This window comes from Mesorhizobium sp. P2_E9, from assembly GCF_056403815.1.
In genome coordinates this window covers 129,271-152,521 of the sequence record NZ_JBFUET010000008.1, presented here as the reverse complement: position 1 = coordinate 152,521, position 23,251 = coordinate 129,271, and the positions used below count along the sequence as shown (strand labels likewise).

Sequence of the window (23,251 nt, the reverse complement as noted above, 5' to 3'; positions counted from 1 at the left end):
AAGGTATTGTCGATGCGCATGATGTTTGGTCGGCGGCTTGCGGCACCAGCGTCCGGTCAGGGCGCGGCCGAGCTTGGCGATCTGCCGGAATGGAACCTTGCCGACCTCTATGCCGGCATGGAGGCACCGGAACTGAAGCGTGACATCGCCAGGGCCGCCGCCGACGCAATCGCTTTCGAGAGCCGCTGGAAGGGCACGCTCGCCGCCGAGGCCGGGCGCGACAGCACTGGCAAGCTGGGCGAGGCGCTGGTCGCCTACGAGGCGCTGGAGGAACTGATCGGCCGCATCGTCTCCTATGCCGGCCTGGTCTACGCCGGCAACACCGCCGATCCGCAGCGCGCCAAGCTCTATGGCGACATCCAGGAGAAGATGACCGACGCCAGCGCGCATCTTCTGTTTTTCGCGCTCGAACTGAACCTGATCGAGGACGCCGCGATCGAAAGCGCGCTAGCCAGCGATTCCGCTTTCGGCCACTACCGGCCCTGGGTGCTCGACCTCAGAATGGACAAACCCTACCAGCTCGAGGACCGCGTCGAGCAGCTTTTCCACGAGAAGTCGATTACGGGACGCGGCGCCTGGAACCGCTTGTTCGACGAGACGATGACCGACCTCCGCTTCGACGTCGAGGGCGAGGAACTGACGCTGGAGCCGGCGCTCAACCGTCTGCAGGATGCGGACGGCGAGGTGCGCCGCCGCGCCTCCGAGGCGCTGGCCGCGACCTTCCGGAAGAATTTGCGCACCTTCACGCTGATCACCAACACGCTGGCCAAGGACAAGGAAATATCCGACCGCTGGCGCGGCTTCGAGGATATCGCCGATTCACGCCATCTCGCCAACCGTGTCGAACGCGGCGTGGTCGATGCGCTCGCCACCGCGGTACGCGAGGCCTATCCGCGCCTGTCGCACCGCTACTACGCCATGAAGGCGCGTTGGCTCGGCATGGATGTGATGAACCACTGGGATCGCAACGCGCCGCTGCCGGAGACACCGCAGGCGGTGATCGGCTGGGACGAAGCCAGGAACACCGTGCTGTCCGCCTATCAGCGCTTCTCGCCCGAGATGGCCGAGATCGCCCGCACCTTCTTCGACCGCAACTGGATCGACGCGCCGGTGCGCCCGGGCAAGTCGCCAGGCGCCTTTGCGCATCCCACCGTGCCGTCGGCGCACCCCTACGTGCTGCTCAACTACATGGGCAAGCCGCGCGACGTGATGACGCTGGCGCATGAGCTCGGCCACGGCGTGCACCAGGTGCTGGCGGCCGGCCAGGGCGCGCTGATGGCCTCGACGCCGCTGACGCTGGCCGAGACGGCCTCCGTCTTCGGCGAGATGCTGACCTTCCGCTCGCTGCTGGAGCAGACCACCGACCGGCGTGAGCGCAAGGCCATGCTCGCCCAGAAGGTCGAGGACATGATCAACACGGTGGTGCGCCAGATCGCCTTCTACGAATTCGAGCGCAAGGTGCATGCCGAGCGCCGCAACGGCGAACTCACCTCCGACAGGCTCGGCCAGTTCTGGCTGGAAGTGCAGGCCGAAAGCCTCGGTCCGGCGATCAAACTGCGTGACGGCTACGAGGTGTTCTGGACCTACATCCCGCACTTCATCCACTCGCCCTTCTACGTCTATGCCTATGCGTTCGGCGACTGCCTGGTGAACTCGCTCTACGCCGTCTACCAGAACGCCGAGCGCGGCTTCCAGGACAAGTATTTCGAGATGCTGCGCGCCGGCGGCACCAAGCATCATTCGCAGCTTCTGGCACCCTTCGGCCTCGACGCCACCGACCCCGCCTTCTGGCAGATCGGACTTGGTGTCATCAGTGGCCTGATCGACGAACTGGAAACGCTCGACGGTTGAGACCTCCGCCTGCGAAAAACAGTTTAGCCGGAAGGCATGTTTGGATCGCACTATTCCTGCGCTAAATATTTGTTCTTGAAGAACTCTCGACGGACGTTTTCCCGTAGCTTTCCGCAAGCTCTATGATAGCCTTCGCGGCAAGCTCAGCCGGAGCGCATGCGGATCGGCGAGGGAAAATCTCAGCCGGACGTGACGCTCAGGCGAACGCGACAACGGCCGTTGGCCATGGGCAGGCAAAGCCGATCGCCGACCGCTCGAACCGAAGCCGGCTGTTCTGCGAACCCGCGGAACCATCATCGAGTAGTCCATCGCCGAAGGTCATGACCCCACGGCAGACGGATCTGACTGGAGAGAGACAATGGGCACTTTTTTCTATGTGGTCCTGGCGTTCCTGGTAGGCGTGTTGGTTGGCTGGTTCATCTGGGGTCGCCTGCGTGGTGAGCTCGACAGTCTGCGCGGCGACCTCGACCGCACCCGCAGCGAGCGCGACCGGCTGCGCGCCGACAGCGACCGCCTGACCGGCGAACTCAACGCATGCGGCAAGACCCGCGCCGACCTCGAGCGCCAGCTGCGCGACGCGCAGGCGTCCACGGGTGCTGGCGGAGCAAAGGCCGCCAGCCAGCCGCCGGCAGCCCTGTTGTCGACGCCGGCCGCGGCCAAATCCGCTCCGGCGGCAGCCAAGCCAGCGCCTGCCAAACCAGCCGCGAAGGCGGCGCCGGCGAAAGCCGCCACCGCCAAGTCGGCAGCACCGAAGCCAGCGGCCGCCAAACCAGCCGCGAGCAAACCCGCAGCCTCCACGGCTTCGGCGGCGAAGAGTTCGCCCGCACCCAAGGCAGCCGCCAAGAAGTCTGCACCGGCGGCAGCCAAGCCAGCCGCGGCCAAACCAGCAGCAGCTAAAGCCGACAATCTGCGCCGGCTGATCGGTATCGGCCCGGTCAACGAGAAGTTGCTCAAGGCGCAAGGCGTCACCAGCTTTGCCCAGATCGCCGCCTGGACCGCCGCCGACATCAAGCGGATCGAGGATGTGATGAACTTCGACGGCCGCATCGCGCGCGAACGCTGGATCGAGCAGGCCAAGCTGCTCGCCGCCGGCAACGAGACGGAATTCGCCAAGCAGTTTCCGACAGCCGGAACTGCCAGCAACACCTGAACCAGAGAGACAGATTGTTAAATCGGCGGGGCCAGAAGCCCCGCCGATTTGTTTTTGGCAGGCAAGGCCGCCAGTAGGTCGGCTTTGAGGGGCAAGGTGCCGTTCCCTCGATTGCACGCGGGCGGCCCCCCATATAGAGCGGTCAACGGCTTCATCGATCCCGGTTCCCATGTCCCTGCCCGCCGCCATTTTCCGCAACGACGAAAGCGCGCGCCAGCTCGTCTTCGACCGACCGGCCGACATCATCGTGGCGCATGAGGCAAAGGACTTCCCGGCGGCGTTGCAAGCAGCGCAGGCCGCGCACGACGCCGGCAAATGGCTGGCCGGCTATTTTTCCTACGAGGCCGGCTACCTGCTCGAACCGAAACTCGTTCCCTTGCTGCCGAAGGGACGTCGCGTGCCGCTGGTTCGCCTCGGCGTCTTCGATGCTCCGGTCGAAGAAGCAGTGCCACAGCGCAACACAGCGGCAACGAACGGCCCGATCTTCGATGCGAGGGCGTCCTGGTCGCTCGAGGACTACGAGAAACGCTTTTCGCGGTTGCATCAGCACATCAGGCAAGGCGATTGCTACCAGGGCAACCTGACCTTTCCGGTGCAGGCGCAATGGTCCGGCGAGCCGCTTGCCGCCTTCGATGCGCTGACCGAGCGCCAACCGGTGAAGTATGGCGCGCTGGTGGCGCTGGGTGACCCGATCGTGCTGTCGCGCTCGCCCGAGCTGTTCTTCGAGATCGATGCCGCGGGAATGATCGAGACGCATCCGATGAAAGGCACGGCGCCGCGCGGCGCGACGAAAGCCGAGGACGAGCGGCAGAAGACCTTCCTGCGTAATGACGAAAAGAACCAGGCCGAGAACCGGATGATCGTCGACCTCCTGCGCAACGACATCTCGCTGATCAGCGAGGTCGGCACCTTGGAGGTGCCGGAACTGTTCCGCATCGAGAGCTACCCGACCGTCCATCAGATGGTGAGCGACGTCAGGGCCAAGCTGCTGCCGGGCCTCTCGATTCGCCGGATCTTTGCAGCACTCTTTCCCTGTGGCTCGATCACCGGCGCGCCCAAAATCCGTGCCATGGAGATCCTGCACGACCTGGAGGGCACGCCGCGCGACGTCTATTGCGGCGCCATCGGCTGGATTGCGCCCGGCGGCACGATGCGTTTTTCCGTGGCGATCCGCACTATCTCGCTCTTCGCCAGTGGCGAGGCCGTCTACAATGTCGGCGGCGGCATCGTCTTCGATTCGACGCCTGAAGAGGAGTATCAGGAGTGTCTGCTCAAAGCCCGCTTCGCGACGGGGACGCCGCCGATTTCGAGTTGATCGAGACCATGCGCTGGCAGCCCGAGACGGGCTTCGTGCGCTTCGATCGCCACCTTGCGCGCCTCTATGGCTCGGCGGCGGAGCTCGGCTTTGCCTGCGATCCGCAGGGAATAGGCGCGGTGCTGGGCAACGCCATCGACGGCTCCCGAACCGCCATGCGCACGCGGCTCGCTTTGACGCGCAACGGCGAAGCCACCGCCTCGGCACACCCCTATGAACCACCGGCTGCCGACAAGGTCTGGATGCTGCGGCTGGCGCGGACGAGGCTCGATTCCGGCAACACGCTGCTGCGCCACAAGACCAGCCGGCGCCAGCTCTACACCCATGCCCGCTCTGAATATCTCGTCACCCAGGCCGACGAGGTGATCCTGGCCAATGAGCGTGGCGAAATCTGCGAAGGCACCATCACCAATGTCTTCGCCGATTTCGGCGGCGGCGTGCTGGCAACGCCCCGGCTCGATTGCGGCCTGCTGCCTGGCGTATTGCGCGCCGAGCTTCTGGATGAAGGCCGGGCGGAGGAAGCGATCTACACCTATGACGATCTGAAGTCGGCCAAGGCACTCTTTGTCGGCAATTCGCTGCGCGGCCTGATCCCCGCAAGGCTGGTGTGAGCAGGAGAATGCCATGTTCGTCGTTTCGCTGAACTACAAGGTGCCGTTGACCGAGATCGACCGCTTGCAGGCCGCGCATGTCGAATGGCTGAAGGCCTGCTATGCGGAGGGTGTCTTCATTGCCTCCGGGCCGAAGAAACCGCGCACCGGCGGCGTCATCATCGCCCAAGGCCCGCGCGAAATCCTCGACGCCAGGCTGGCTGCCGACCCCTTCGCCCAGGCAGGTGCCGCGGACTACGATGTCACCGAATTCCTGGCCAGGATGACCGCCGCCGGTCTCGACGCTTTCAAGGAAGCATGAGCTTGGTCGAGGTCCTGCCCACCCACACCCCCTATGACGGCTCGTCGAAGCTGTTCAACATCGGCCTGAAGCCGCTCGACCCTGCAAGCTGGATCGAGGTCGACGATCATCTTCTGCCCTATCTCGCCGAGAAGCGCCGGCTTTATGCCGAGATCCCCGGACGGGTCTTCGTCGAGGAGGACGGCACGCGCGACGCCCAACGCGAGGTGCTCGACTTGCTCGGCGCCTACCTGCCGGAGCGATTTCCGAACACCCATCGCCGCACCGATGCGGGCATCGAGGTCGTGGGCGCCGCGAACCACCCTGCTTTGCCTTCGGGCCTTGCCGGCGCGCCGCTGGTCACAGCCTCGCTGCTGGTCCAGGAAGACCTGATCCTGATGCGCCGCGACGACAGCGGCTGGCGGCTCGCGGCTGGTTCCCTGTGCTTTCCCTCGTCGTGGTCGCTCACCGAAAAATTCGGCAAGCCGCTCCAGCAGATCCATGAACCCGTGCCGGGCTTCGGTCCGGGCACGCGCCCTGCCGCATTGATCAACCGCATGTTCGACGGCTTGCAGGGCCAGGCGATCGAGCGCTTCAACTGGTCGATCCAGGCCGACAATGCGCTCTACCATCCGCTATCGAATGTCGAGCGCGTCGACCGCGCCACCAACCGGCCGACACGCTTCCCCGACGGTGACGTCAAGGCGCACGCCTTCATCCGCGTCGAGCGCCAGACGCTGCGCAAATTGCCGTCCTCACGCGATATCCTGTTCACCATCCGCATCCACCTCGACCCACTTGCCGTGCTGGCGGGGCACCCCGACCGGGCGACGCTCGCGCTGTCCTTTGCCGCTCAATTGGAAGCGCTCGATCTCGACCAGCTCGACTACAAGGGCCTGACATCGGACCGTGACCGGCTGATCTCGGTCCTTAACCACATGGCCAGGGACGGCTAGCCTCGGGTTGGCGCTTTTCGCTGGTTTATGACAATGATCTGTGATGTAGCGCATGACCGTTGGGCGAAAATGCCCTCTGGTTTGCAGGTGTTTGCTTGGCTTTTGCATATGTCCGAAGGAGTGCTCGATAAAATGGCGAATGAAAACTGGCCCGTTTACGGTGAGATCACCGGCCCTGTGGTGATGATCGGCTTCGGCTCGATCGGACGGGGAACGCTGCCGCTCATCGAACGCCATTTCAAGTTCGACAAGTCGCGCATGACGGTCCTCGACCCACGCGATACCGACCGCAAGCTGCTCGACGAGCGCGGCATCGCCTTCGTCCAGGAAGCGGTGACCGAGAAGAACTACAAGAAGCTTCTGACGCCGCTGCTGACCAATGGCGGCGGCCAGGGTTTTTGCGTCAATTTATCGGTCGATACCGGCTCGGTGGACCTGATGCGCCTCTGCCGCAAGCTCGGCGTGCTCTACATCGACACCGTCGTCGAACCCTGGCTCGGCTTCTATTTCGACGCCAAGGCCGACAATGCCAGCCGCACCAACTATGCGCTGCGCGAAGCGCTGATCAAGGAAAAGCACGACAGACCGGGCGGCGCCACCGCCGTCTCCACATGTGGCGCCAATCCCGGCATGGTCTCATGGTTCGTCAAGCAGGCGTTGGTCAATCTCGCCACCGATCTTGGCCTCGAATTCTCGGAGCCAGCGCAGGAAGATCGCGAGGGCTGGGCCAAGCTGATGAAGAAGGCCGGCGTCAAGGGCATTCACATCGCCGAGCGCGACACCCAGCGCGCCAAGAAGCCGAAGCCGATGGACGTGTTCTGGAACACCTGGTCGGTCGAGGGCTTTATCTCCGAGGGATTGCAGCCGGCGGAGCTCGGCTGGGGTACGCATGAGAAGTGGATGCCGAAGAACGCCAAGAAGCACAAGCACGGCTCCAAGGCCGCGATCTATCTGGAGCAGCCCGGCGCCAACACGCGCGTGCGCTCCTGGTGCCCGACGCCAGGCCCGCAATATGGCCTGCTGGTGACGCATAACGAGGCGATCTCGATCGCCGATTTCTTCACCGTGCGCTCCAAGAAGGGCAAGGTGCAATACCGTCCGACCTGCCACTACGCCTACCATCCCTGCAACGACGCGATGCTGTCGCTGGACGAGATGTTCGGCGCCGCAGGCAAGCCTCAAGCTGTCCACCATGTGCTTGACGAGAACGAACTGGTCGACGGCGTCGACGAGCTCGGCGTCCTGCTCTACGGCCACGACAAGAATGCCTACTGGTACGGCTCGCACCTCTCGCTGGCCGAGGCGCGCAAGCTGGCGCCCTATCAGAACGCCACCGGCATGCAGGTCACCTCCGCGGTTCTGGCCGGCATGGTCTGGGCACTGGAAAATCCGGATGCCGGCATCGTCGAGGCCGACGAGATGGACTACAAGCGCTGCCTGGAAGTGCAGTCACCCTATCTCGGACCGGTCGAAGGCCATTACACCGACTGGACGCCGCTCGACAGACGCCCGGGGCTGTTCCCGGAGGAACTCGACCTCAGCGACCCGTGGCAATTCCGCAACATCCTCGTCCGATAGCATCCAGCAGAACACGCCCCCATGCCTTGCAATCGCCCGGAAATCGGGCGATTGAAGGCATGCGGACTGAGGAGAGGATTTTCATATGAACATTGCGCGCAAGATTGTTTCGATGAGCGTTGCAGCAGCTGCGCTGGCGGGGCTTGCTGCCTGTACGACCAGCGGGCCCAATGAGCCGCCGATGGCGACGGCGCCGAAAGGCGTCGAAGGCTCGTGGATCGACGGCACGGGCAAGGCGCTTTCGACATTCAACGGCGGAAAATACAAGACTGTTTCCGCCGAGACCGGAGAGCCGTTCGCCGAGGGCACTTACACCATGACCGGCGCCACGTCGCTCGAGATCACCGGCACCTCGCTGATCCGCCACACGCAGATCAACACCAACTGCCTGATGGTGTCCATCAACCAGCTCAACTGCACGGACTCGGCCGGCAAGAACTTCGTGTTTACACGTCGTACTTGAACCAACGCCGATCAGGCATCAAGATTGGGGACGGCGGCCACTGGTCGCCGTCCTTTTTTGCGCCGGCAAATATCCCCGGGCTTTCCGCCAGAAAATACGACGGGTTTTGCGCCGGCAAACACCCCCCGGTTTTGCGGCTGCAAACACCCTCCGGCATTTCCGCTTGCGTCAGCCGGAACGCGATGGGAACATGGTCAAAACGCCGGCTGTTATACCCCAGTCAAGCAAAGGCGCTAAACGCCTCTGGTCAGCCTACCGGGAGACGAAGATGAAGAAGCTTGCCGCTATTGCCGCCCTGTCTGTATCGACGCTTGGCCTGTCGGCCGGCGCATCCTTTGCCGACTACACACTGAACATTTTGCATTTCAATGATTGGCACAGCCGTATCGAAGGCAACAACAAATACGAATCGACCTGTTCGGCCGACGAGGAGACCAAGGGCGAATGCATCGGCGGCGCCGGCCGGCTGATCACGGCGATCGCCCAGGAACGCAAGAAGCTCGAAGGGCAGAACGTGCTGCTGCTCAATGCAGGCGACAGCTTCCAGGGATCGCTGTTCTACACCACCTACAAGGGCACCGTGGAAGAGGAATTCCTCAATCAGATAAAACCCGACGCGGTAACGCTCGGCAACCACGAATTCGACGACGGCGAGAGCGCGCTGGTGCCGTACCTCGACAAGGCGAAGTTCCCGATCGTCAGTGCCAATGTCGTGCCCAACGACAAGTCCGGCGCAGCCGGCAAGATCAAGCCGTCGATCGTCGTCGAGGTCGGTGGCCAGAAGATCGGCATCATCGGTGCCGTCACCAACGACACGCCGGAGCTTGCCTCCCCCGGCCCCAACATCGCCATCGCGGACGACGTCAAGTCGATCACCGCCGAGGTCGAGAAGCTGAAGGCGCAAGGCGTCAACAAGATTATCGCCGTCACCCATATCGGCTACCGGCGCGAGCGCGATGTCATTGCCAAGATCCCGGGCATCGATGTCGTTGTCGGCGGCCACAGCCACTCGCTTCTGTCGAACACCGACCCGAAGGCGGAAGGCCCCTATCCGACGATGGTCGACAACCCGGACGGCTACAAGGTGCCGGTGGTGCAGGCGGCCTCCTATTCGAAATATCTCGGTGAGTTCAAGATCGTGTTCGACGACAATGGCGTCGTCAAATCGGCGAGCGGCGACCCGATCTATCTCGACAAGTCGATAACGCCCGATCCCGCCGTGCTCGCCCGCATCAAGGAGCTTGGCGCGCCGATCGAGGCCCTGAAGAACAAGGAAGTGGCGGAGACCACCGACGTCATCGACGGCAGCCGCGAGAATTGCCGTACCAAGGAATGCGCAATGGGCAACCTCGTCTCCGACGCCATCCTCGACCGCGTCAAGGGACAGGGCGTCGAGATCGTCATTTCCAATGGCGGCGGCCTGCGCGCCTCGATCGACAAGGGCACCGTCACCATGGGCGAGGTGCTGACCGTGCTGCCATTCCAGAACACGCTGGCGACCTTCCAGATTTCCGGCAAGGACCTGGTCGCCGGTCTCGAAGGCGGCCTCAGCCAGATCGAGGACGGCGCCGGCCGCTTTCCGCAGGTGGCGGGCCTCAAATATTCCTTCGACAAGTCGGTCGCGCCCAATGCCGGCCGCGTCAAATCCGTCGAGGTGATGGAGAACGGCGCCTGGACACCGATCAAGCCAGACAAGGACTATCTCGTCGCCACCAACAACTATGTCCGCCAGGGCGGCGACGGCTACAAGGTCTTCGCCGAAAAGGCCAAGAACGCCTATGATTACGGCCCGGGCCTCGAACAGGTCGTTGCCGATTATCTCGGCGCCCACCGGCCTTACACACCAAAACTCGACGGCCGCATCACCGAGATCGCCGCGACTGTCGCGGCGGCCCCCGCAGCGGAGCCGGCCAAACCTGCCGAGACAGCGCCAGCAACCCCTGCGCCCGCACCGGCAACGCCAGCTCCGGCCGAAGCCGCCAAGCCAGCTGAACCGGCGAAACCTGCGGATGCGGCTCCGGCAATGCCCGCATTGCCCGCCAACTCAGGCGATATCGCCAACACACCACCGGCCATATCGACGGAGGCAGCGCCTCCGCCTCCAGCCCAGCCGACTCCTGCGGCTCCAGCACCTGCACCAGCCGAGCCGGCAAAACCGGCCGAAGCTGCCCCTGCACCAGCGGCACCCGCGCCGGCAGAACCCGCGAAGCCAGCCGAAAGCAGCCATGTCATCGTCGCCGGTGACACCTATTGGGATCTGGCCAAGAAAGCCTATGGCGACGCGACCAAGTGGAAACAGATCTATGACGCCAACAAGGGCCAAAAGCCCCACCAGCTTAAGCTTGGCGCGACGCTGACCATCCCGGCCAAATAACGTCGCTTCGCCTCAGCAACGACAAAACCCGCGCGGGAAACCGGGCGGGTTTTGCGTTTTCGGCCTAAGGTGCGGCCAGACGCTGCATTGAAAGCCCGCGCAAGATGATTAGGTTCGCGTCTCCTGGAGAACCCCTATGACGCTTTCCACTCCTGTCGATGCCAAAGCCGCGAAGGCCCTCGGCCCACGACCGGCCGGGCATCCGCCGGTCAAGACTGGCAAGATCGGCGTCATGCTGGTCAATCTCGGCACGCCTGACGGCACCGATTTCAAGCCTATGTGGCGCTATCTCCGGGAATTCCTGTCCGATCCGCGCGTCATCGAGCTCAACAGGGCGATCTGGTATCCGATCCTCTACGGTCTCGTGCTCACCACCCGGCCGAAGAAGTCGGGCGCCAACTACGCCCGGATCTGGAACCAGGAGAAGAATGAATCACCACTGCGCACCTACACACGCGCGCAATCTGAAAAGCTGACCGAAGCGCTGCGCGACCTGCCCGATGTCGTCGTCGACTGGGCGATGCGCTACGGCAACCCTTCGACGGCAAGCGTCACTGAGAGGCTGGTCGCGCAAGGCTGCGACCGCATTCTCTCGTTCCCGCTCTATCCTCAGTATTCGGCGACCACGACCGCGACCGCCAACGACCAGCTGTTTCGCGCCCTGATGAAGATGCGCCGTGCACCGGCCATCCGCAGTGTGCCGCCTTACTATGACGAGCCTGTCTACATTGAGGCGCTGGCGCGTTCGATCGAGCAGAACCTCGCAACGCTGGATTTCGAGCCAGAGGTGATCATCACCTCCTATCACGGCATCCCGAAACCCTATTTCGAGAAGGGTGACCCCTATCATTGCCACTGCCAGAAGACGACGCGTCTGTTGCGTGAACGGCTGGGTTGGGATGACAAGAAACTGATCATCACCTTCCAGTCGCGTTTCGGCGCGCAGGAATGGCTGCAGCCCTACACAGACAAGACAGTGGAGAAACTGGGCAAGGACGGCGTCAAGTCGATCGCCATCGTCAACCCCGGCTTTTCCGTTGACTGCATCGAGACGCTGGACGAGATCGGTCGGGAAGCTGCCGAGACCTTCCATCATGCCGGCGGCAAGAACTTTGCCCACATCCCTTGCCTCAACGACAGCGCCGAAGGCATGGCGGTGATCGAGGCGATGGTACGGCGTGAACTGTTAGGCTGGACCTAACACCCGGAACAACGGCCACTCCGGGGCGTTGAGCAGCACCCTCCGGAGAATTGAATGTCCCGCAAACTCGACCTCAGAACTGGCCGGCCCGTCTGGTCCGCCTATCGCGCACCTGCCGTGCCGACATCGGCGCTGACCCGCGACGCCAAGACCCGAGGCGCTGAAGGCGGACGGTCATGCCGTGATCTGCATCGACCGGCGCGGGCCGCTGAAGGGTTCGACCGCCGCGACCACGGCGCTGGTCCAGTTCGAAATCGACCAGCCACTTTCAACGCTCTCGAAGATGATCGGCAAGGCCAAGGCCGAGCAGGCCTTGCGCCGCTCGCGGCTCGCCGTTTCCAACCTGGCTGGCCGCATCGAGGATCTCGCAATCGACTGTCGCCTGCGGCGCACCCAGTCGCTCTATCTTGCCGGCACGCTGCTTGGCCCATCGGAACTGCATGATGAAGCCGAAGCGCGGCGGCAAGCGGGTATTGCCGCCGCCTATCTGACGCCGCAGCCACTGGCGGAGACATTCGGCATCAACCGCGGCGGCGCCATCCTCAGCCATGGCAACATCGCGGTCGACCCGCGCAGACTGACGGCCGGGCTGTTGCTGAAGGCGCTGGAGCGCAAGGCCCGCTTCCACGCGCCCGTCGAAGCGACGGCGATCGAAGACAGCGCCGACGAGGTGGTCGTAGCAACGAAGGATGGCCCGACCATCACGGCGTGCCATGTGGTTCTGGCCACCGGCTACGAACTGGTAGACATCGTGCCGGCGGCAGCCCACCAGATCATCTCTACCTGGGCGATCGCGACACGCCCGCAGCCCCAAAAACTCTGGCCGGGTGCGGCGTTCATCTGGGAGGCGTCGGATCCCTACCTGTACATGCGTGCGACGGCCGACGGCAGGGTCATCTGCGGCGGCGAGGACGAGGATTTTGTCGACGAGACCCGGCGCGATGAACTGATCGCCGACAAGAGTGTCCGCATCGCCCAAAAACTGGGCCGGCTGTTGCCCTATCTCGACGTCAGACCCGAATTCGCCTGGACCGGGTCCTTCGGTACCACGTCCACCGGCCTGCCCTATATCGGCGCCATCCCCAGGCATCCGCGCATCCATGCGGTGATGGGTTATGGCGGCAATGGCATCACCTTCTCGCGCATCGCTTCCGAGATTGTGTCGGCCTCGATCAAAGGGCTGGACGACACGGATGCAGAGCTGTTCGCTTTCAACCGGTGAGTGCAAACCGACAAACAATCCTTCATCACCTGATTGTAACGCACCTGAAACACACTTAAGTCTTTGGTGAAGTCGGCTGCGCGGGAATGGCTCTCGCGGCCTGCTTCTGAGGGAGAGCCAAATGGATTTCAGTGGTTTCGATATTGCGGTCATTGTTCTTGTCGCACTTGTCGTGCTGGTGCTGTTCAAAGGCATCAAGACAGTTCCGCAAGGCTACAACTATACCGTCGAACGCTTTGGTCGTTACACTAGGACACTGAGCCCCGGCCTCAATATCATCACCCCGTTCGTCGACCGCATCGGCGCCAAGATGAACATGATGGAACAGGTGCTCGACGTTCCGAGCCAGGAGATCATCACCCGCGACAACGCCATCGTCGGCGTCGACGGCATCGCCTTCTACCAGATCCTCAACGCGGCACAGGCCGCTTACCAGGTTGCCGGCCTGCAGAACGCCATTCTCAACCTGACGATGACCAACATCCGTACCGTCATGGGCTCGATGGACCTCGATGAGCTGTTGTCGAACCGCGACGCCATCAACGAACGCCTGCTGCGCGTCGTCGACGAGGCAGCGCATCCGTGGGGCATCAAGATCACCCGCGTCGAGATCAAGGATATCAACCCACCGGCCAACCTCATCGAATCGATGGGCCGCCAGATGACCGCCGAGCGCAACAAGCGCGCGCAGATCCTCGCCGCCGAAGGCCTCAAGCAGTCGCAGATCCTGGAAGCCGAAGGCCGCAAGGAAGCCGCCTTCCGTGACGCCGAGGCTCGCGAGCGCTCGGCCGAGGCCGAAGCTCGCGCCACGCAGGTGGTGTCGGAAGCGATTTCCAAGGGCGACGTGCAGGCGCTGAATTACTTCGTCGCGCTGAAATACACCGAAGCTCTTGGCAGGATCGGCACCGCCACCAACAGCAAGATCGTGCTGATGCCCTTCGAGGCGTCGTCGCTGATCGGCTCGCTCGGCGGCATCGGCGAAATCGCCAAGGAAGTCTTCCGCAGCGAAGGCACGACCGGTTCGCAGAGGCAGGCCGCGCGCCCGCCCGTCGTGCGACCGACCGATAATTGAAGTCTCCAACAGAGGAGAACACCATGATCGATCGTGTCATTTCCGAACTCGGCCCGTGGAGCTGGATGGTTCTGGGCTTTGTCCTGCTGGTGATGGAAATCATCGCGCCCGGCATCTTCATGCTGTGGATCGGCATCGCCGCGCTCATCATCGGCGCGGTGTCGCTGCTGATCTGGGACGCGGCATTCTGGACCTGGCAGGTCCAGGTCCTCGCTTTCCTGGTGCTGTCGCTGGTCTCGGCCTATGTCGGCAAGAGGGTGGTCGGCAGCCGCAATGACCCGACCGACCAGCCGCTGCTCAACCGGCGCGGCGCGCAGATGGTCGGTCGCATGGCAACGCTCGCCGAACCGATCGCCAACGGCCGCGGCCGCATCAAGCTCGGCGACACGCTATGGCGCGTCTCCGGCCCCGACCTGCCGGCCGGCACGCAGGTGCGCGTGACAAGTGCGGCGGATACAGACCTGGAACTGACGGTCGAGCGGGTCTGAGTTTCACTGCACACACCGCGCGGCGGCGAGGTGTGTTGATATTCAGGTCAGGCCGAGCCTAGAACGATGGCTCTCGAGAACCGGAGCGGAGCGTACTTAAGTACGTGAGCACAAATCTGCTGCGACGCAGTGGAACGGGGAACCGTAGAAGCCGCCGTTCGCAGGCCGGCCTCACCTGAATATCAATGCACCTCAGGCTGCGCCGATGCGCAGCAGGTCATGAAAATGCACCACGCCGAGCGGCATGTTGTTCCGGGTCACCACCAGCGCGCCGATATTGTGCTCGTTGAGCAGCGCGATTGCCGTGCCGGCAAGCGTCTGCGGGTCGACCGTCTTGGGCGTGCGGGTCATCACCTCATCGACGGTGACGTCGGCCAGGTGGCGGTGCAGGTTGCGGGCGACATCGCCGTCGGTGATGATGCCGGCCAATTCGCCATTGGTGTCGACGATTAGGACGCAGCCGACCTTCTTCTGCGAAAGCGTCATCACCGCTTCCGGCATCTTGGTGCCAAGAAGCGCCAGCGGAATCTGATCGCCGACCCGCATGATCTCGGAGACCAGCGTCAGGTTGGCGCCGAGCTGGCCGCCGGGATGGAAGGTGCGGAAATGGTCCGGCGTGAAGCCGCGCGCCTCGAGCAGCGCGATCGCCAGCGCATCGCCGATGACCAGTTGCAGCAACGTCGATGTCGTCGGCGCCAGGCCGTGCGGGCAGGCCTCCGGCGTGCGCGGCAACAGCAGCACCACGTCGGCCGCACGCGCCAGCGCCGATGTCTCCCCAGCGGTTATGGCGATAAGCGGAATGGAGAAGCGCCTGGAATAGGCGATGATGCCCTTGAGCTCGAGGCTTTCGCCCGACCACGACATCGCGATGATGGCATCGTCCTTGGCGATCATGCCGAGATCGCCATGGTTGGCCTCGACGGGATGGACGAAGAAGGCCGGCGTGCCGGTCGAAGCCAGCGTCGCCGCGATCTTCGAGCCGATATGGCCGCTTTTACCGACGCCGGTGACGATCAGCCGGCCTTCGATCTTCGAGATCATGTCGACGGCCTGCGCGAAAGGCGCGGCCAGTCCGTTCTCGAGCGCTTCGGCCAGGGCGGCGATCCCGGCCTGCTCGGTCGCCACAGTTCTCAGTGCCGAATCAATCGACGCTTGCCTGTCCAGGGGCTTCTTATCCAGGGATTTCGCATGCATGGGTGATGCGATTAGCGCTTTGCCGCCCGCCTGTCCAACAGAAATGGCTGTGACGCCCGGAGGGCAGAGACCCCAGACGCGCCGCTCGACCCGCAAACAGCGGCACTTTAACCGGACCAACGATCGCCGCCTCAACCCTCCGTTAACCATCCCCATTTACGGTTCGGTAAGTATGGCGCGCATAGCGCCGCGCAAGCAGTGGTGGCGATGTCCGGGGCCCAGCCAGAAAAATCAAGTGGACGACAGGGCAAGGCGGTCTGCGCCCTGCTGCTGGCAACCAGCATGCTTGCCTTGCTGCGCCCAAGCGCTCTTCATGCCCAGGAAACCGAGCTGCGCGGCGAGGTTTCCGAATCGGCGATCCTGTCCGACCAGCAGCGCAAGGCAAGACAGCTCGCCCTCGCTGCCCAGGGCCAGCAGGCGCCGGCCACCGCGCAGGACGATACGCCGCCGCGCACCTATTTGCCGGCCAGCGCCGGCGCCGTCCCTGACGACACCGGCACCGATGCCGCCACCGGCAGCGTTTTCGATCCGCCGCAGGCAACCGACGACACGGCCACCGACAATGCGACGCCGCCCAAGCCTCGCCGCCGCCCATCGAGCGCCAGGCAGAACGCGACGGATCAGGACAAGGCCAAAGCGGGCACCAAGACGGCCGACAAGTCGAAAAAGAAGAAAAAAACGACGGCTTCAACCACCGACACCACCGCTTCAACGACGGCCTCCACGACGGACGCTGCCGGTACGACCGACACGGATGAGGAGACGGCCAACCGCCGTGCCCTGACCGTGGACAGCGCCGACAGGCAGAAGCTCGACCCCGGCGCCGAGCGCACCGCCGCCATTGAAGGCCAGAACAAGAAAGCCGAAGAGGATCCGTTCGCGCCGACCGGCGTCAAATGGGGCTCCTTCGTCATCCGGCCGTCGATCGAACAAGGGCTGACCGCCACCACGAATGGGGATTCGAGCAGTGCCGGCACATCGGCGCTGCTATCGGAGACGGCGCTGCGCTTTTCCGCCGTTTCCGACTGGCGCGAAAACTCCGCCACCATCGACGGCTACGGCCTGTTCCGCGAAACCGTGTCGGGCTACCCCGTTCACAATGCGCAGGGCCGCATCGAAGGCCAGCTCAATGTCGACCTCGACAATGAACTGCGCGCCATCGCCAAGCTCGGCTACGAAGCCGTGCCGGAATCGGCATCGTCGCCCGATGCCATTGCCGGCGTCAGCACGCAGCCGTTGCGGCAGACGATCGACGGCAGCCTCGGCGTCGAAAAGCACATCGGCAAAATGCAGTACACGCTGACCGGCGCGGTCTCGCACGACTTCTATGGCGACGCCAAGCTTTCGGACGGCACGTCGCTGTCGCAGAAGGATCAGGACAACACGCTCTACACGGCGACCCTGCGCACCGGTTACGAAATCTCTCCGGCCCTCACCCCATTCACCGAAATCGAAGTCGGCCGCCGGACCTATGATCAGCGCATCGACAATGAAGGCTTCGAGCGTTCCTCGACGCGGCTCGGCGCCCGCGCCGGCTTGCAACTCGACATGGGTGAGAAGCTGTCGGGTGAATTCTCGGCCGGCTGGCTCAGGGAAGCGATCGATGACAAGAGCCTGGAGGCGATTTCGGGCGCCACCGTCAACGCCGACCTCAAATGGTCGCCGGAGCGCGGCACCATGATCGGCATGACCGGCAAGACCACCGTCGAGACCACGACCACATCAGGGGAAAGCGGCGATATCCTTTACTCCGGCCGCCTGACCGGCGAACGGCAGATCCGCGCCAATCTGACCGCAAATGCGGCGCTTGGCCTCGACTGGCGCCACTATGTCGGCATCGATGGCCATGACCAGATCTTGAGCGCCGAAACCGGGCTGACCTGGTGGCTGAACCGCTATGCCGGCCTCACCACGAGGGTGAGAACCGAAAAGCTGACCAGCAACCTGCCCGGCCGCGACTACACCGCCAACAGCATCTATCTCGGCCTGAAAGTGCAGCGCTGAACTGCTTGCGCACCAACGCCAAGGATATGTCGAGATTCAGGTCAGGCCGAGCCGAGAATGGTGGCTTCCGAGAACCGGAGCGGAGCGTACTTAAAGTACGTGAGCACAGTTCTACTGCGACGCAGTAGAACGGGGAAGCGCAGGAAGCCGCTATTCGCAGGCCGGCATCACCTGAATATCGGCATATCCTAAAACGCGGCCCCGCGGCGCTCGGATGGCTTCATCTCGTCGAGCAGCGTGCGGATGACGCCGGCCATGTTCTCGTTCATGTCGCTGCGCCACAGCGCGAAGGCGACATTGGCCTCGACGAAGCCTTCCGGCGAGCCGCAATCGAAGGTGCGGCCCTGATAGTGGTAGCCGTAGAAGGCCTGCTGCTTTTCCAGCTTCAGCATCGCGTCGGTAAGCTGGATCTCGTTGCCGGCGCCCTTTTCCTGGCCTTCCAGGATCTTGAAAATCTCCGGCTGCAGGATGTAGCGGCCATTGATGTAGAGATTGGAGGGTGCCGTGCCGGTCTTCGGCTTCTCCACCATCTCGGTGATGCGGAAGCCGTGATGTGTATCCTCGCCGCGGCCAACAATGCCGTATTTGTGGGCCTCCGCCGGGTCGCATTCCTGCACGGCGATGATGTTGTTGCCGGTTTCCTCGTAGAGCTCGACCATCGACTTCATGCAGCTCTTTTCCGACTGCATGATCATGTCGGGCAACAGGAGCGCGAAGGGTTCGTCGCCGACCAGTTCGCGCGCGCACCAGACGGCATGGCCTAGGCCCATCGGCACCTGCTGGCGGGTGAAGCTGGTCTGCCCCGGCGCCGGCTGCAGCCGCTGCAAGCGGGCAAGCTGCTCGTCCTTGCCGCGCTGGGCCAGCGTGTCATAGAGCTCGAACTGGATATCGAAATGGTCTTCTATGACCGCCTTGTTTCGGCCCGTCACGAAGATGAAATGCTCGATGCCGGCTTCGCGCGCCTCATCCACCACATACTGGATGACCGGCCGGTCGACGACGGTCAGCATCTCCTTGGGAACAGCCTTGGTGGCCGGGAGGAACCGCGTGCCGAGACCGGCGACCGGGAAAACTGCCTTGCGAACTCTTTTCATGCTTTCAATTATCCGTTTGCTGGCCAGCTCCGCAATCCCTGTCTCGCGACATTTTCACGCCGGAATTGAAGATTACTGGAGCGGGTGAGGGAAACTTCCACCGGTTAAAGCATCGAGGTGTCTTTTCGTTCCAGGCGACACCTATGGTAAACTAATTCCTAACCCGGTTCGGCGATGAATGGTCTTTCCTGAGACAGAGAAGGAGGAAAACATGTCCGTTCGCAATGCCGCAAAACATTTTACCAGCGTCATGACGGCGGCCAGCCTCTCGCTCGCTTTGCTGATGCCTGCCGGACCAGCCTTCGCCGACGCCGGTTTCCGGCAATGGGTCGCCGGCTTCCGCGCCACCGCCGTGGCGGGCGGCGTTTCCGGCTCTGTCTACGACCAGGCTTTCCGGGACATCAAGGAGCCCGATCCGGTGGTGCTGGATAAGGCGCGCACGCAGCCTGAATTCACCGCGCCCGCCTGGGACTATTTCGACAACCGCGTCCATGACCAGTCCGTCTCCGTCGGCCAGCAGATGGCGAAGAAATGGAAGCCGTGGCTGGACAGGATCGAGGCGCGGTTCGGCGTCGACCGCTACATTCTGCTCGCCATCTGGTCGATGGAATCGAACTATGGCGAGATCCTCAAGCGCGACGACATCATGCGCAATGTCGTGCGCTCGCTGGCGACGCTCGCCTATGGCGATCCGAAGCGGTCGAAATATGCCCGCACCCAGCTGGTCGCGGCCCTGAAGATCCTGCAGACCGGCGACATCGACGAAAGCCACCTGATGGGCTCCTGGGCCGGCGCCATGGGCCAGACCCAGTTCATACCCACCAGCTACCAGCATTATGCCGTCGACATGGACGGCAATGGCAAGCGCGACATCTGGAATTCCATCCCCGATGCGCTGGCGACATCAGCCAATCTGTTGAAGAAGAATGGCTGGCAGGCCGGCAAGACCTGGGGCTACGAGGTCACGATACCGGCCGGAAAACTGCCCGCCGGATCGAAGACGCTGGCGCAATGGCAGGCGCTCGGCGTCGTCAGGGCCAATGGCAAGCCGTTCAAGAATCCCACCGACAAGGCAACGCTGAAGGTGCCGGATGGCCGTGGCGGGCCTGCCTTCCTGATGATCAGGAATTTTTCCGTCATCAAGGCCTACAACAATGCCGACAAATATGCCCTGGCGGTCGGTCTTCTTGCCGACGAGATCGCCGGCTCCAGTGGGCTCGTGCAGGACTGGCAGCGGCCTTTCACCAAGCTCTCCTTCGAGGAACGGCAGGAGTTGCAGAAGCGGCTTTCGCAGCATGGGCTCTATGACGGCAAGTTCGACGGCAAGATCGGTGACGGCACCAAAACAGCCATCATGACCTATCAGGCAAAGGTCGGCTTGACCCAGGACGGCTATCCGAGCATGGAAGTGCTCAAATGGCTCAGACAAAAATAGAGCCGGCCACGGCGCCACGCGCATTTCTAGCGCACTTAGCGGGCGCCATGGCTCTTTGAACTTGCGCGCGGCCGCAAAACCGGCTCCGGTTTGCGGGACCAGGCACAAGGGGATGGAGGAGTGATTGGTTTCGGCCGCGCGTATCGCGATCCTTGTTCGTCGCACGCCGATCCTACTTCTGGCGATCGTCCTGCTGGCGATCGGCGCCGCCGGTGCCTTCCATGCACCAGCCATGGCGCAGGAGCAGCCGCAGCAGAATCGTGGATGGTCGTTGCGCGACCTTCTGTTTCCGCGCCGCAGCGAGCGGGTCGAGCCGCCGCTCGACATCCAGAAGGCAAAGCCGAAGCCACGCAAACCCCGGGTCCCACGTGCACCCGTCGAACCACAAGTGCCGATAGTTGAGAAGACGCCGGACGCTCGGACTGTCCTGGTGGTCGGCGACTTCATGGCGTCCGGTCTCGCCGAAGGCCTGGACGCCGCCTTTGCCGACAACCCAGCTGTCAGGATCGTCGTCCGCTCCAACGGTTCATCCGGCTTTGTGCGCGATGATTTCTACAACTGGCCAGAACAGATCAAAACGCTGATCGAGACCGAGAAACCAGCCGCGGTCGTCGTCATGCTGGGCTCCAACGACCGCCAGCAGATGAAGGTGGGGGATGTGCGCGAGCAACCCCGATCCGAGAACTGGACCAAGGAATATGAGCGCCGCACCGACGAACTCGGCAAGGCCATCGCCGACGCCAAGGTGCCGTTCCTGTGGGTCGGCATGCCGGCCTTCCGGGTGCCGAAGATGACGTCCGACATGCTGGCCTTCAACGACATCTACCACAAGGCCGCCGAAAACCATGGCGGCGAATTCGTCGATGTCTGGGACGGCTTCGTCGACGAGAACGGCGCTTTCATCACCACCGGCCCCGACATGAACGGCCAGCCGGTGCGGCTGCGCGCCGATGACGGCATCAACGTCTCCAAGGCCGGCAAGCGCAAGCTTGCCTTCTACACCGAAAAGCCTTTGGCCAAGATCCTGGGCCTGGTCGCGCCCGGCAGCTTGGCCCCGGCGACAGCCCCGGCGGGCGCCCCCGTCGAGGCACCGGCACCGGCCGCCGCACCCATCGTCATCGACCGCACCGCACCGATGCTGCTCAGCGATCCGGCACTCGACGGCGGCACCGAACTGCTCGGCGCCGCGCCGCCGGCAAAGGCCAATCCGGCTCTTCCTGGCGAACGACTGGTGATCGAGGGCAAGGCGCCGGAGGCGTCACCCGGCCGCGCCGACGATTTCTCCTGGCCGCCGAAGGCGGAGCCGCCGGCGACGGCCGCGTCGGCCGACACGACGACGGCGATCACCCCTTAACAGCCTGGAGCGCTCCGAGGCCGTACGATCTCAGCGTGGCAGGACGCTCGTCCCCATCAGCGCCTCGTCGATCGAGCGCGCCGCCTGGCGGCCCTCGCGGATCGCCCACACCACCAGCGACTGGCCACGGCGCACATCGCCCGCCGCATAGAGCCGGTCGACGCTGGTGCGATAGTCGCGGTCATTGGCCTCGACATTCCTGGAGCGGCGGCTGTCGGTGGTGATCTTCATCTCACCTTCCAATTCCTTCGCCACGCCGGCCGCGGCCGGTCCAGCAAAGCCGATGGCGATGAAGGCGAGGTCGGCACGGATGACGAATTCCGTGCCGGGGATCGGCTTGCGCTTGTCGTCGACCTCGCAGCATTTGACGCCGGTCAGTTGGCCCTCTTCGCCGATGAATTCGAGCGTCGCCACCTGGAACTCACGCTCGGCGCCTTCAGCCTGCGAGGACGAGGTGCGCATCTTGGTCGCCCAGTAGGGCCAGACCGAAAGCTTGTCTTCCTTTTCCGGCGGCTGCGGGCGGATGTCGAGCTGGGTGACGCGCACCGCACCCTGGCGGAAAGCGGTGCCGACGCAGTCGGACGCGGTATCGCCGCCGCCGACGACGACGACATGCTGTCCGCCGGCGATGATCGGATGCGACGGCCACGCCACCGACTGGATCGGCTCGCCGCCGACGCGGCGGTTCTGCTGCACCAGATAGGGCATCGCATCATGCACGCCGCCGAGATCGTCGCCGGGAATGCCCGCCGCACGCGGCGTTTCCGAGCCGCCGCAATAGAGCACGGCATCATGTTCGGCGAGCAACTCGGCCACAGGCTTGTCGACGCCGACATTGACGCCGCAATGGAAGGTCACGCCCTCGCCCTGCATCTGCTCGATGCGCCGGTCGATATAGTGCTTCTCGATCTTGAAGTCGGGAATGCCGTAACGCATCAGCCCGCCCGGGCGGCTCTCGCGCTCATAGACATGGACGTCATGGCCGGCGCGGCCGAGCTGCTGCGCGGCCGCCATGCCGGCGGGGCCGGAACCGATGATGGCGACCCGCTTGCCGGTCTTCTTCTCCGGTGGATAGGGCCTGATATGGCCGGTCTCATAGGCCTTGTCGGCGATCGCCTGCTCGACCGTCTTGATGGCGACCGGAATGTCCTCGAGGTTCAGCGTGCAGGCTTCCTCGCAGGGCGCGGGGCAGATGCGGCCGGTGAACTCCGGGAAATTGTTGGTCGAATGCAGGTTGCGGATCGCGTTGTCCCAGTCCCTGTTGTAGACGAGGTCGTTCCAGTCAGGGATCTGGTTGTGGATCGGACAGCCCGTCGGCCCGTGGCAGAACGGAATGCCGCAATCCATGCAGCGCGCGGCCTGTTTCTCGACCTCCTTGTCCGACATCGGCAGCGTGAACTCGCGGAAATGCCGGATGCGGTCGGAGGCCGGCTGGTACTTGTGCACCTGCCGGTCGATTTCGAGAAAGCCTGTTACCTTGCCCATGGTCCAGTTCCTGCTGTCCAGATGGTGCGGTTTTCGCCGCACCCGTTAACCTCTTGAGGCAGCCATGGCAAGCTTGCGCCCGAGGTCAAACTGTCGATGAAGGTGGGCCGGGAAGCCTGGGCTC

General features: G+C 63.6%; 18 protein-coding genes and 1 pseudogene. 16 read left to right on the top strand and 3 right to left on the bottom strand.

All coding sequences use genetic code 11. The features are described 5' to 3' along the window. The first annotated feature begins 12 nt into the window (after window positions 1–12). From AC1D05_RS15710 to AC1D05_RS15650, 13 genes and pseudogenes are all read left to right on the top strand, one after another. On the top strand, window positions 13–1,851 hold the full coding sequence (locus AC1D05_RS15710) for a M3 family oligoendopeptidase (RefSeq protein ID WP_477441859.1): 1,839 nt from the start codon (window positions 13–15) through the stop codon (window positions 1,849–1,851). Window positions 1,852–2,209: 358 nt separating this feature from the next. Next, complete coding sequence (locus AC1D05_RS15705) at window positions 2,210–3,001, top strand: proton-conducting membrane transporter (protein ID WP_477441857.1); 792 nt, start codon at window positions 2,210–2,212, stop codon at window positions 2,999–3,001. 157 nt (window positions 3,002–3,158) lie between these two features. Next, window positions 3,159–4,316, top strand: a complete 1,158-nt coding sequence (locus tag AC1D05_RS15700; RefSeq protein ID WP_477442077.1) for an aminodeoxychorismate synthase component I — start codon at window positions 3,159–3,161, stop codon at window positions 4,314–4,316. Continuing rightward, a complete protein-coding gene (locus AC1D05_RS15695) occupies window positions 4,265–4,927 on the top strand; it encodes an aminotransferase class IV family protein (protein WP_477441855.1) in 663 nt (220 codons plus the stop codon). Before AC1D05_RS15700 ends, AC1D05_RS15695 begins: the two co-directional genes overlap by 52 nt. 13 nt (window positions 4,928–4,940) lie before the next feature. Next, complete coding sequence (locus tag AC1D05_RS15690; protein ID WP_477441853.1) at window positions 4,941–5,228, top strand: YciI family protein; 288 nt, start codon at window positions 4,941–4,943, stop codon at window positions 5,226–5,228. After that, window positions 5,225–6,163, top strand: coding sequence for a heme-dependent oxidative N-demethylase family protein (locus tag AC1D05_RS15685; RefSeq protein WP_477441852.1), 939 nt, complete (start codon window positions 5,225–5,227; stop codon window positions 6,161–6,163). Before AC1D05_RS15690 ends, AC1D05_RS15685 begins: the two co-directional genes overlap by 4 nt. Window positions 6,164–6,295: 132 nt before the next feature. Then, entirely contained in the window at window positions 6,296–7,741 is a 1,446-nt protein-coding gene (locus AC1D05_RS15680; protein ID WP_477441850.1) for a homospermidine synthase, read from the top strand. An 85-nt stretch (window positions 7,742–7,826) separates the two neighbouring features. Further along, entirely contained in the window at window positions 7,827–8,204 is a 378-nt protein-coding gene (gene omp10 / locus AC1D05_RS15675) for an outer membrane lipoprotein Omp10 (protein ID WP_477441848.1), read from the top strand. Window positions 8,205–8,472: 268 nt separating this feature from the next. After that, window positions 8,473–10,578 (top strand): 5'-nucleotidase C-terminal domain-containing protein, encoded by a 2,106-nt coding sequence (locus AC1D05_RS15670; protein ID WP_477441846.1) that lies wholly within the window; start codon window positions 8,473–8,475, stop codon window positions 10,576–10,578. A 136-nt stretch (window positions 10,579–10,714) separates the two neighbouring features. Beyond that, a complete protein-coding gene (gene hemH, locus AC1D05_RS15665; RefSeq protein ID WP_477441844.1) occupies window positions 10,715–11,779 on the top strand; it encodes a ferrochelatase in 1,065 nt (354 codons plus the stop codon). A gap of 54 nt (window positions 11,780–11,833) precedes the next feature. Continuing rightward, a pseudogene (locus AC1D05_RS15660) lies at window positions 11,834–13,001 on the top strand (NAD(P)/FAD-dependent oxidoreductase). A 121-nt stretch (window positions 13,002–13,122) separates the two neighbouring features. Then, on the top strand, window positions 13,123–14,073 hold the full coding sequence (locus tag AC1D05_RS15655) for an SPFH domain-containing protein (RefSeq protein WP_172224522.1): 951 nt from the start codon (window positions 13,123–13,125) through the stop codon (window positions 14,071–14,073). A gap of 23 nt (window positions 14,074–14,096) precedes the next feature. After that, entirely contained in the window at window positions 14,097–14,561 is a 465-nt protein-coding gene (locus tag AC1D05_RS15650) for an NfeD family protein (protein ID WP_477441843.1), read from the top strand. Between the two features lie 192 nt (window positions 14,562–14,753). Here the strand turns inward: AC1D05_RS15650 and AC1D05_RS15645 are convergent, their stop codons facing one another. Continuing rightward, complete coding sequence (locus AC1D05_RS15645; RefSeq protein WP_477441841.1) at window positions 14,754–15,755, bottom strand: KpsF/GutQ family sugar-phosphate isomerase; 1,002 nt, start codon at window positions 15,753–15,755, stop codon at window positions 14,754–14,756. Between the two features lie 207 nt (window positions 15,756–15,962). Here AC1D05_RS15645 and AC1D05_RS15640 point away from each other — a divergent pair, with 207 nt between their 5' ends. Then, complete coding sequence (locus AC1D05_RS15640; RefSeq protein WP_477441839.1) at window positions 15,963–17,759, top strand: outer membrane beta-barrel protein; 1,797 nt, start codon at window positions 15,963–15,965, stop codon at window positions 17,757–17,759. 188 nt (window positions 17,760–17,947) lie between these two features. Here the strand turns inward: AC1D05_RS15640 and galU are convergent, their stop codons facing one another. Beyond that, window positions 17,948–18,853 carry a UTP--glucose-1-phosphate uridylyltransferase GalU gene (galU, locus tag AC1D05_RS15635; RefSeq protein ID WP_027030893.1) on the bottom strand — a complete coding sequence of 302 codons (906 nt, stop codon included), beginning with the start codon at window positions 18,851–18,853 and terminating at the stop codon, window positions 17,948–17,950. A gap of 211 nt (window positions 18,854–19,064) precedes the next feature. Here galU and AC1D05_RS15630 point away from each other — a divergent pair, with 211 nt between their 5' ends. Together AC1D05_RS15630 and AC1D05_RS15625 are read left to right on the top strand one after the other, a co-directional pair. Then, window positions 19,065–20,288 (top strand): lytic murein transglycosylase, encoded by a 1,224-nt coding sequence (locus AC1D05_RS15630; protein ID WP_477441837.1) that lies wholly within the window; start codon window positions 19,065–19,067, stop codon window positions 20,286–20,288. 124 nt (window positions 20,289–20,412) lie between these two features. Beyond that, on the top strand, window positions 20,413–21,642 hold the full coding sequence (locus AC1D05_RS15625) for an SGNH/GDSL hydrolase family protein (protein ID WP_477441835.1): 1,230 nt from the start codon (window positions 20,413–20,415) through the stop codon (window positions 21,640–21,642). A gap of 30 nt (window positions 21,643–21,672) precedes the next feature. Here AC1D05_RS15625 and AC1D05_RS15620 read toward each other — a convergent pair whose 3' ends face one another. Further along, on the bottom strand, window positions 21,673–23,127 hold the full coding sequence (locus AC1D05_RS15620; RefSeq protein ID WP_477441833.1) for a glutamate synthase subunit beta: 1,455 nt from the start codon (window positions 23,125–23,127) through the stop codon (window positions 21,673–21,675). Window positions 23,128–23,251 lie beyond the last annotated feature (124 nt).

Bases quoted from the DNA above. Each gene is read 5' to 3' on its own strand.
- AC1D05_RS15680 (WP_477441850.1), top strand. From the start codon at position 6,296: ATGGCGAATGAAAACTGGCCCGTTTACGGTGAGATCACCGGCCCTGTG.
- AC1D05_RS15705 (WP_477441857.1), top strand. From the start codon at position 2,210: ATGGGCACTTTTTTCTATGTGGTCCTGGCGTTCCTGGTAGGCGTGTTG.
- AC1D05_RS15620 (WP_477441833.1), bottom strand. From the start codon at position 23,127: ATGGGCAAGGTAACAGGCTTTCTCGAAATCGACCGGCAGGTGCACAAG.
- AC1D05_RS15650 (WP_477441843.1), top strand. From the start codon at position 14,097: ATGATCGATCGTGTCATTTCCGAACTCGGCCCGTGGAGCTGGATGGTT.
- AC1D05_RS15670 (WP_477441846.1), top strand. From the start codon at position 8,473: ATGAAGAAGCTTGCCGCTATTGCCGCCCTGTCTGTATCGACGCTTGGC.
- AC1D05_RS15685 (WP_477441852.1), top strand. From the start codon at position 5,225: ATGAGCTTGGTCGAGGTCCTGCCCACCCACACCCCCTATGACGGCTCG.
- AC1D05_RS15640 (WP_477441839.1), top strand. From the start codon at position 15,963: ATGTCCGGGGCCCAGCCAGAAAAATCAAGTGGACGACAGGGCAAGGCG.
- AC1D05_RS15690 (WP_477441853.1), top strand. From the start codon at position 4,941: ATGTTCGTCGTTTCGCTGAACTACAAGGTGCCGTTGACCGAGATCGAC.
- hemH (WP_477441844.1), top strand. From the start codon at position 10,715: ATGACGCTTTCCACTCCTGTCGATGCCAAAGCCGCGAAGGCCCTCGGC.
- AC1D05_RS15630 (WP_477441837.1), top strand. From the start codon at position 19,065: ATGTCCGTTCGCAATGCCGCAAAACATTTTACCAGCGTCATGACGGCG.
- omp10 (WP_477441848.1), top strand. From the start codon at position 7,827: ATGAACATTGCGCGCAAGATTGTTTCGATGAGCGTTGCAGCAGCTGCG.
- AC1D05_RS15645 (WP_477441841.1), bottom strand. From the start codon at position 15,755: ATGCATGCGAAATCCCTGGATAAGAAGCCCCTGGACAGGCAAGCGTCG.
- galU (WP_027030893.1), bottom strand. From the start codon at position 18,853: ATGAAAAGAGTTCGCAAGGCAGTTTTCCCGGTCGCCGGTCTCGGCACG.
- AC1D05_RS15655 (WP_172224522.1), top strand. From the start codon at position 13,123: ATGGATTTCAGTGGTTTCGATATTGCGGTCATTGTTCTTGTCGCACTT.
- AC1D05_RS15710 (WP_477441859.1), top strand. From the start codon at position 13: ATGCGCATGATGTTTGGTCGGCGGCTTGCGGCACCAGCGTCCGGTCAG.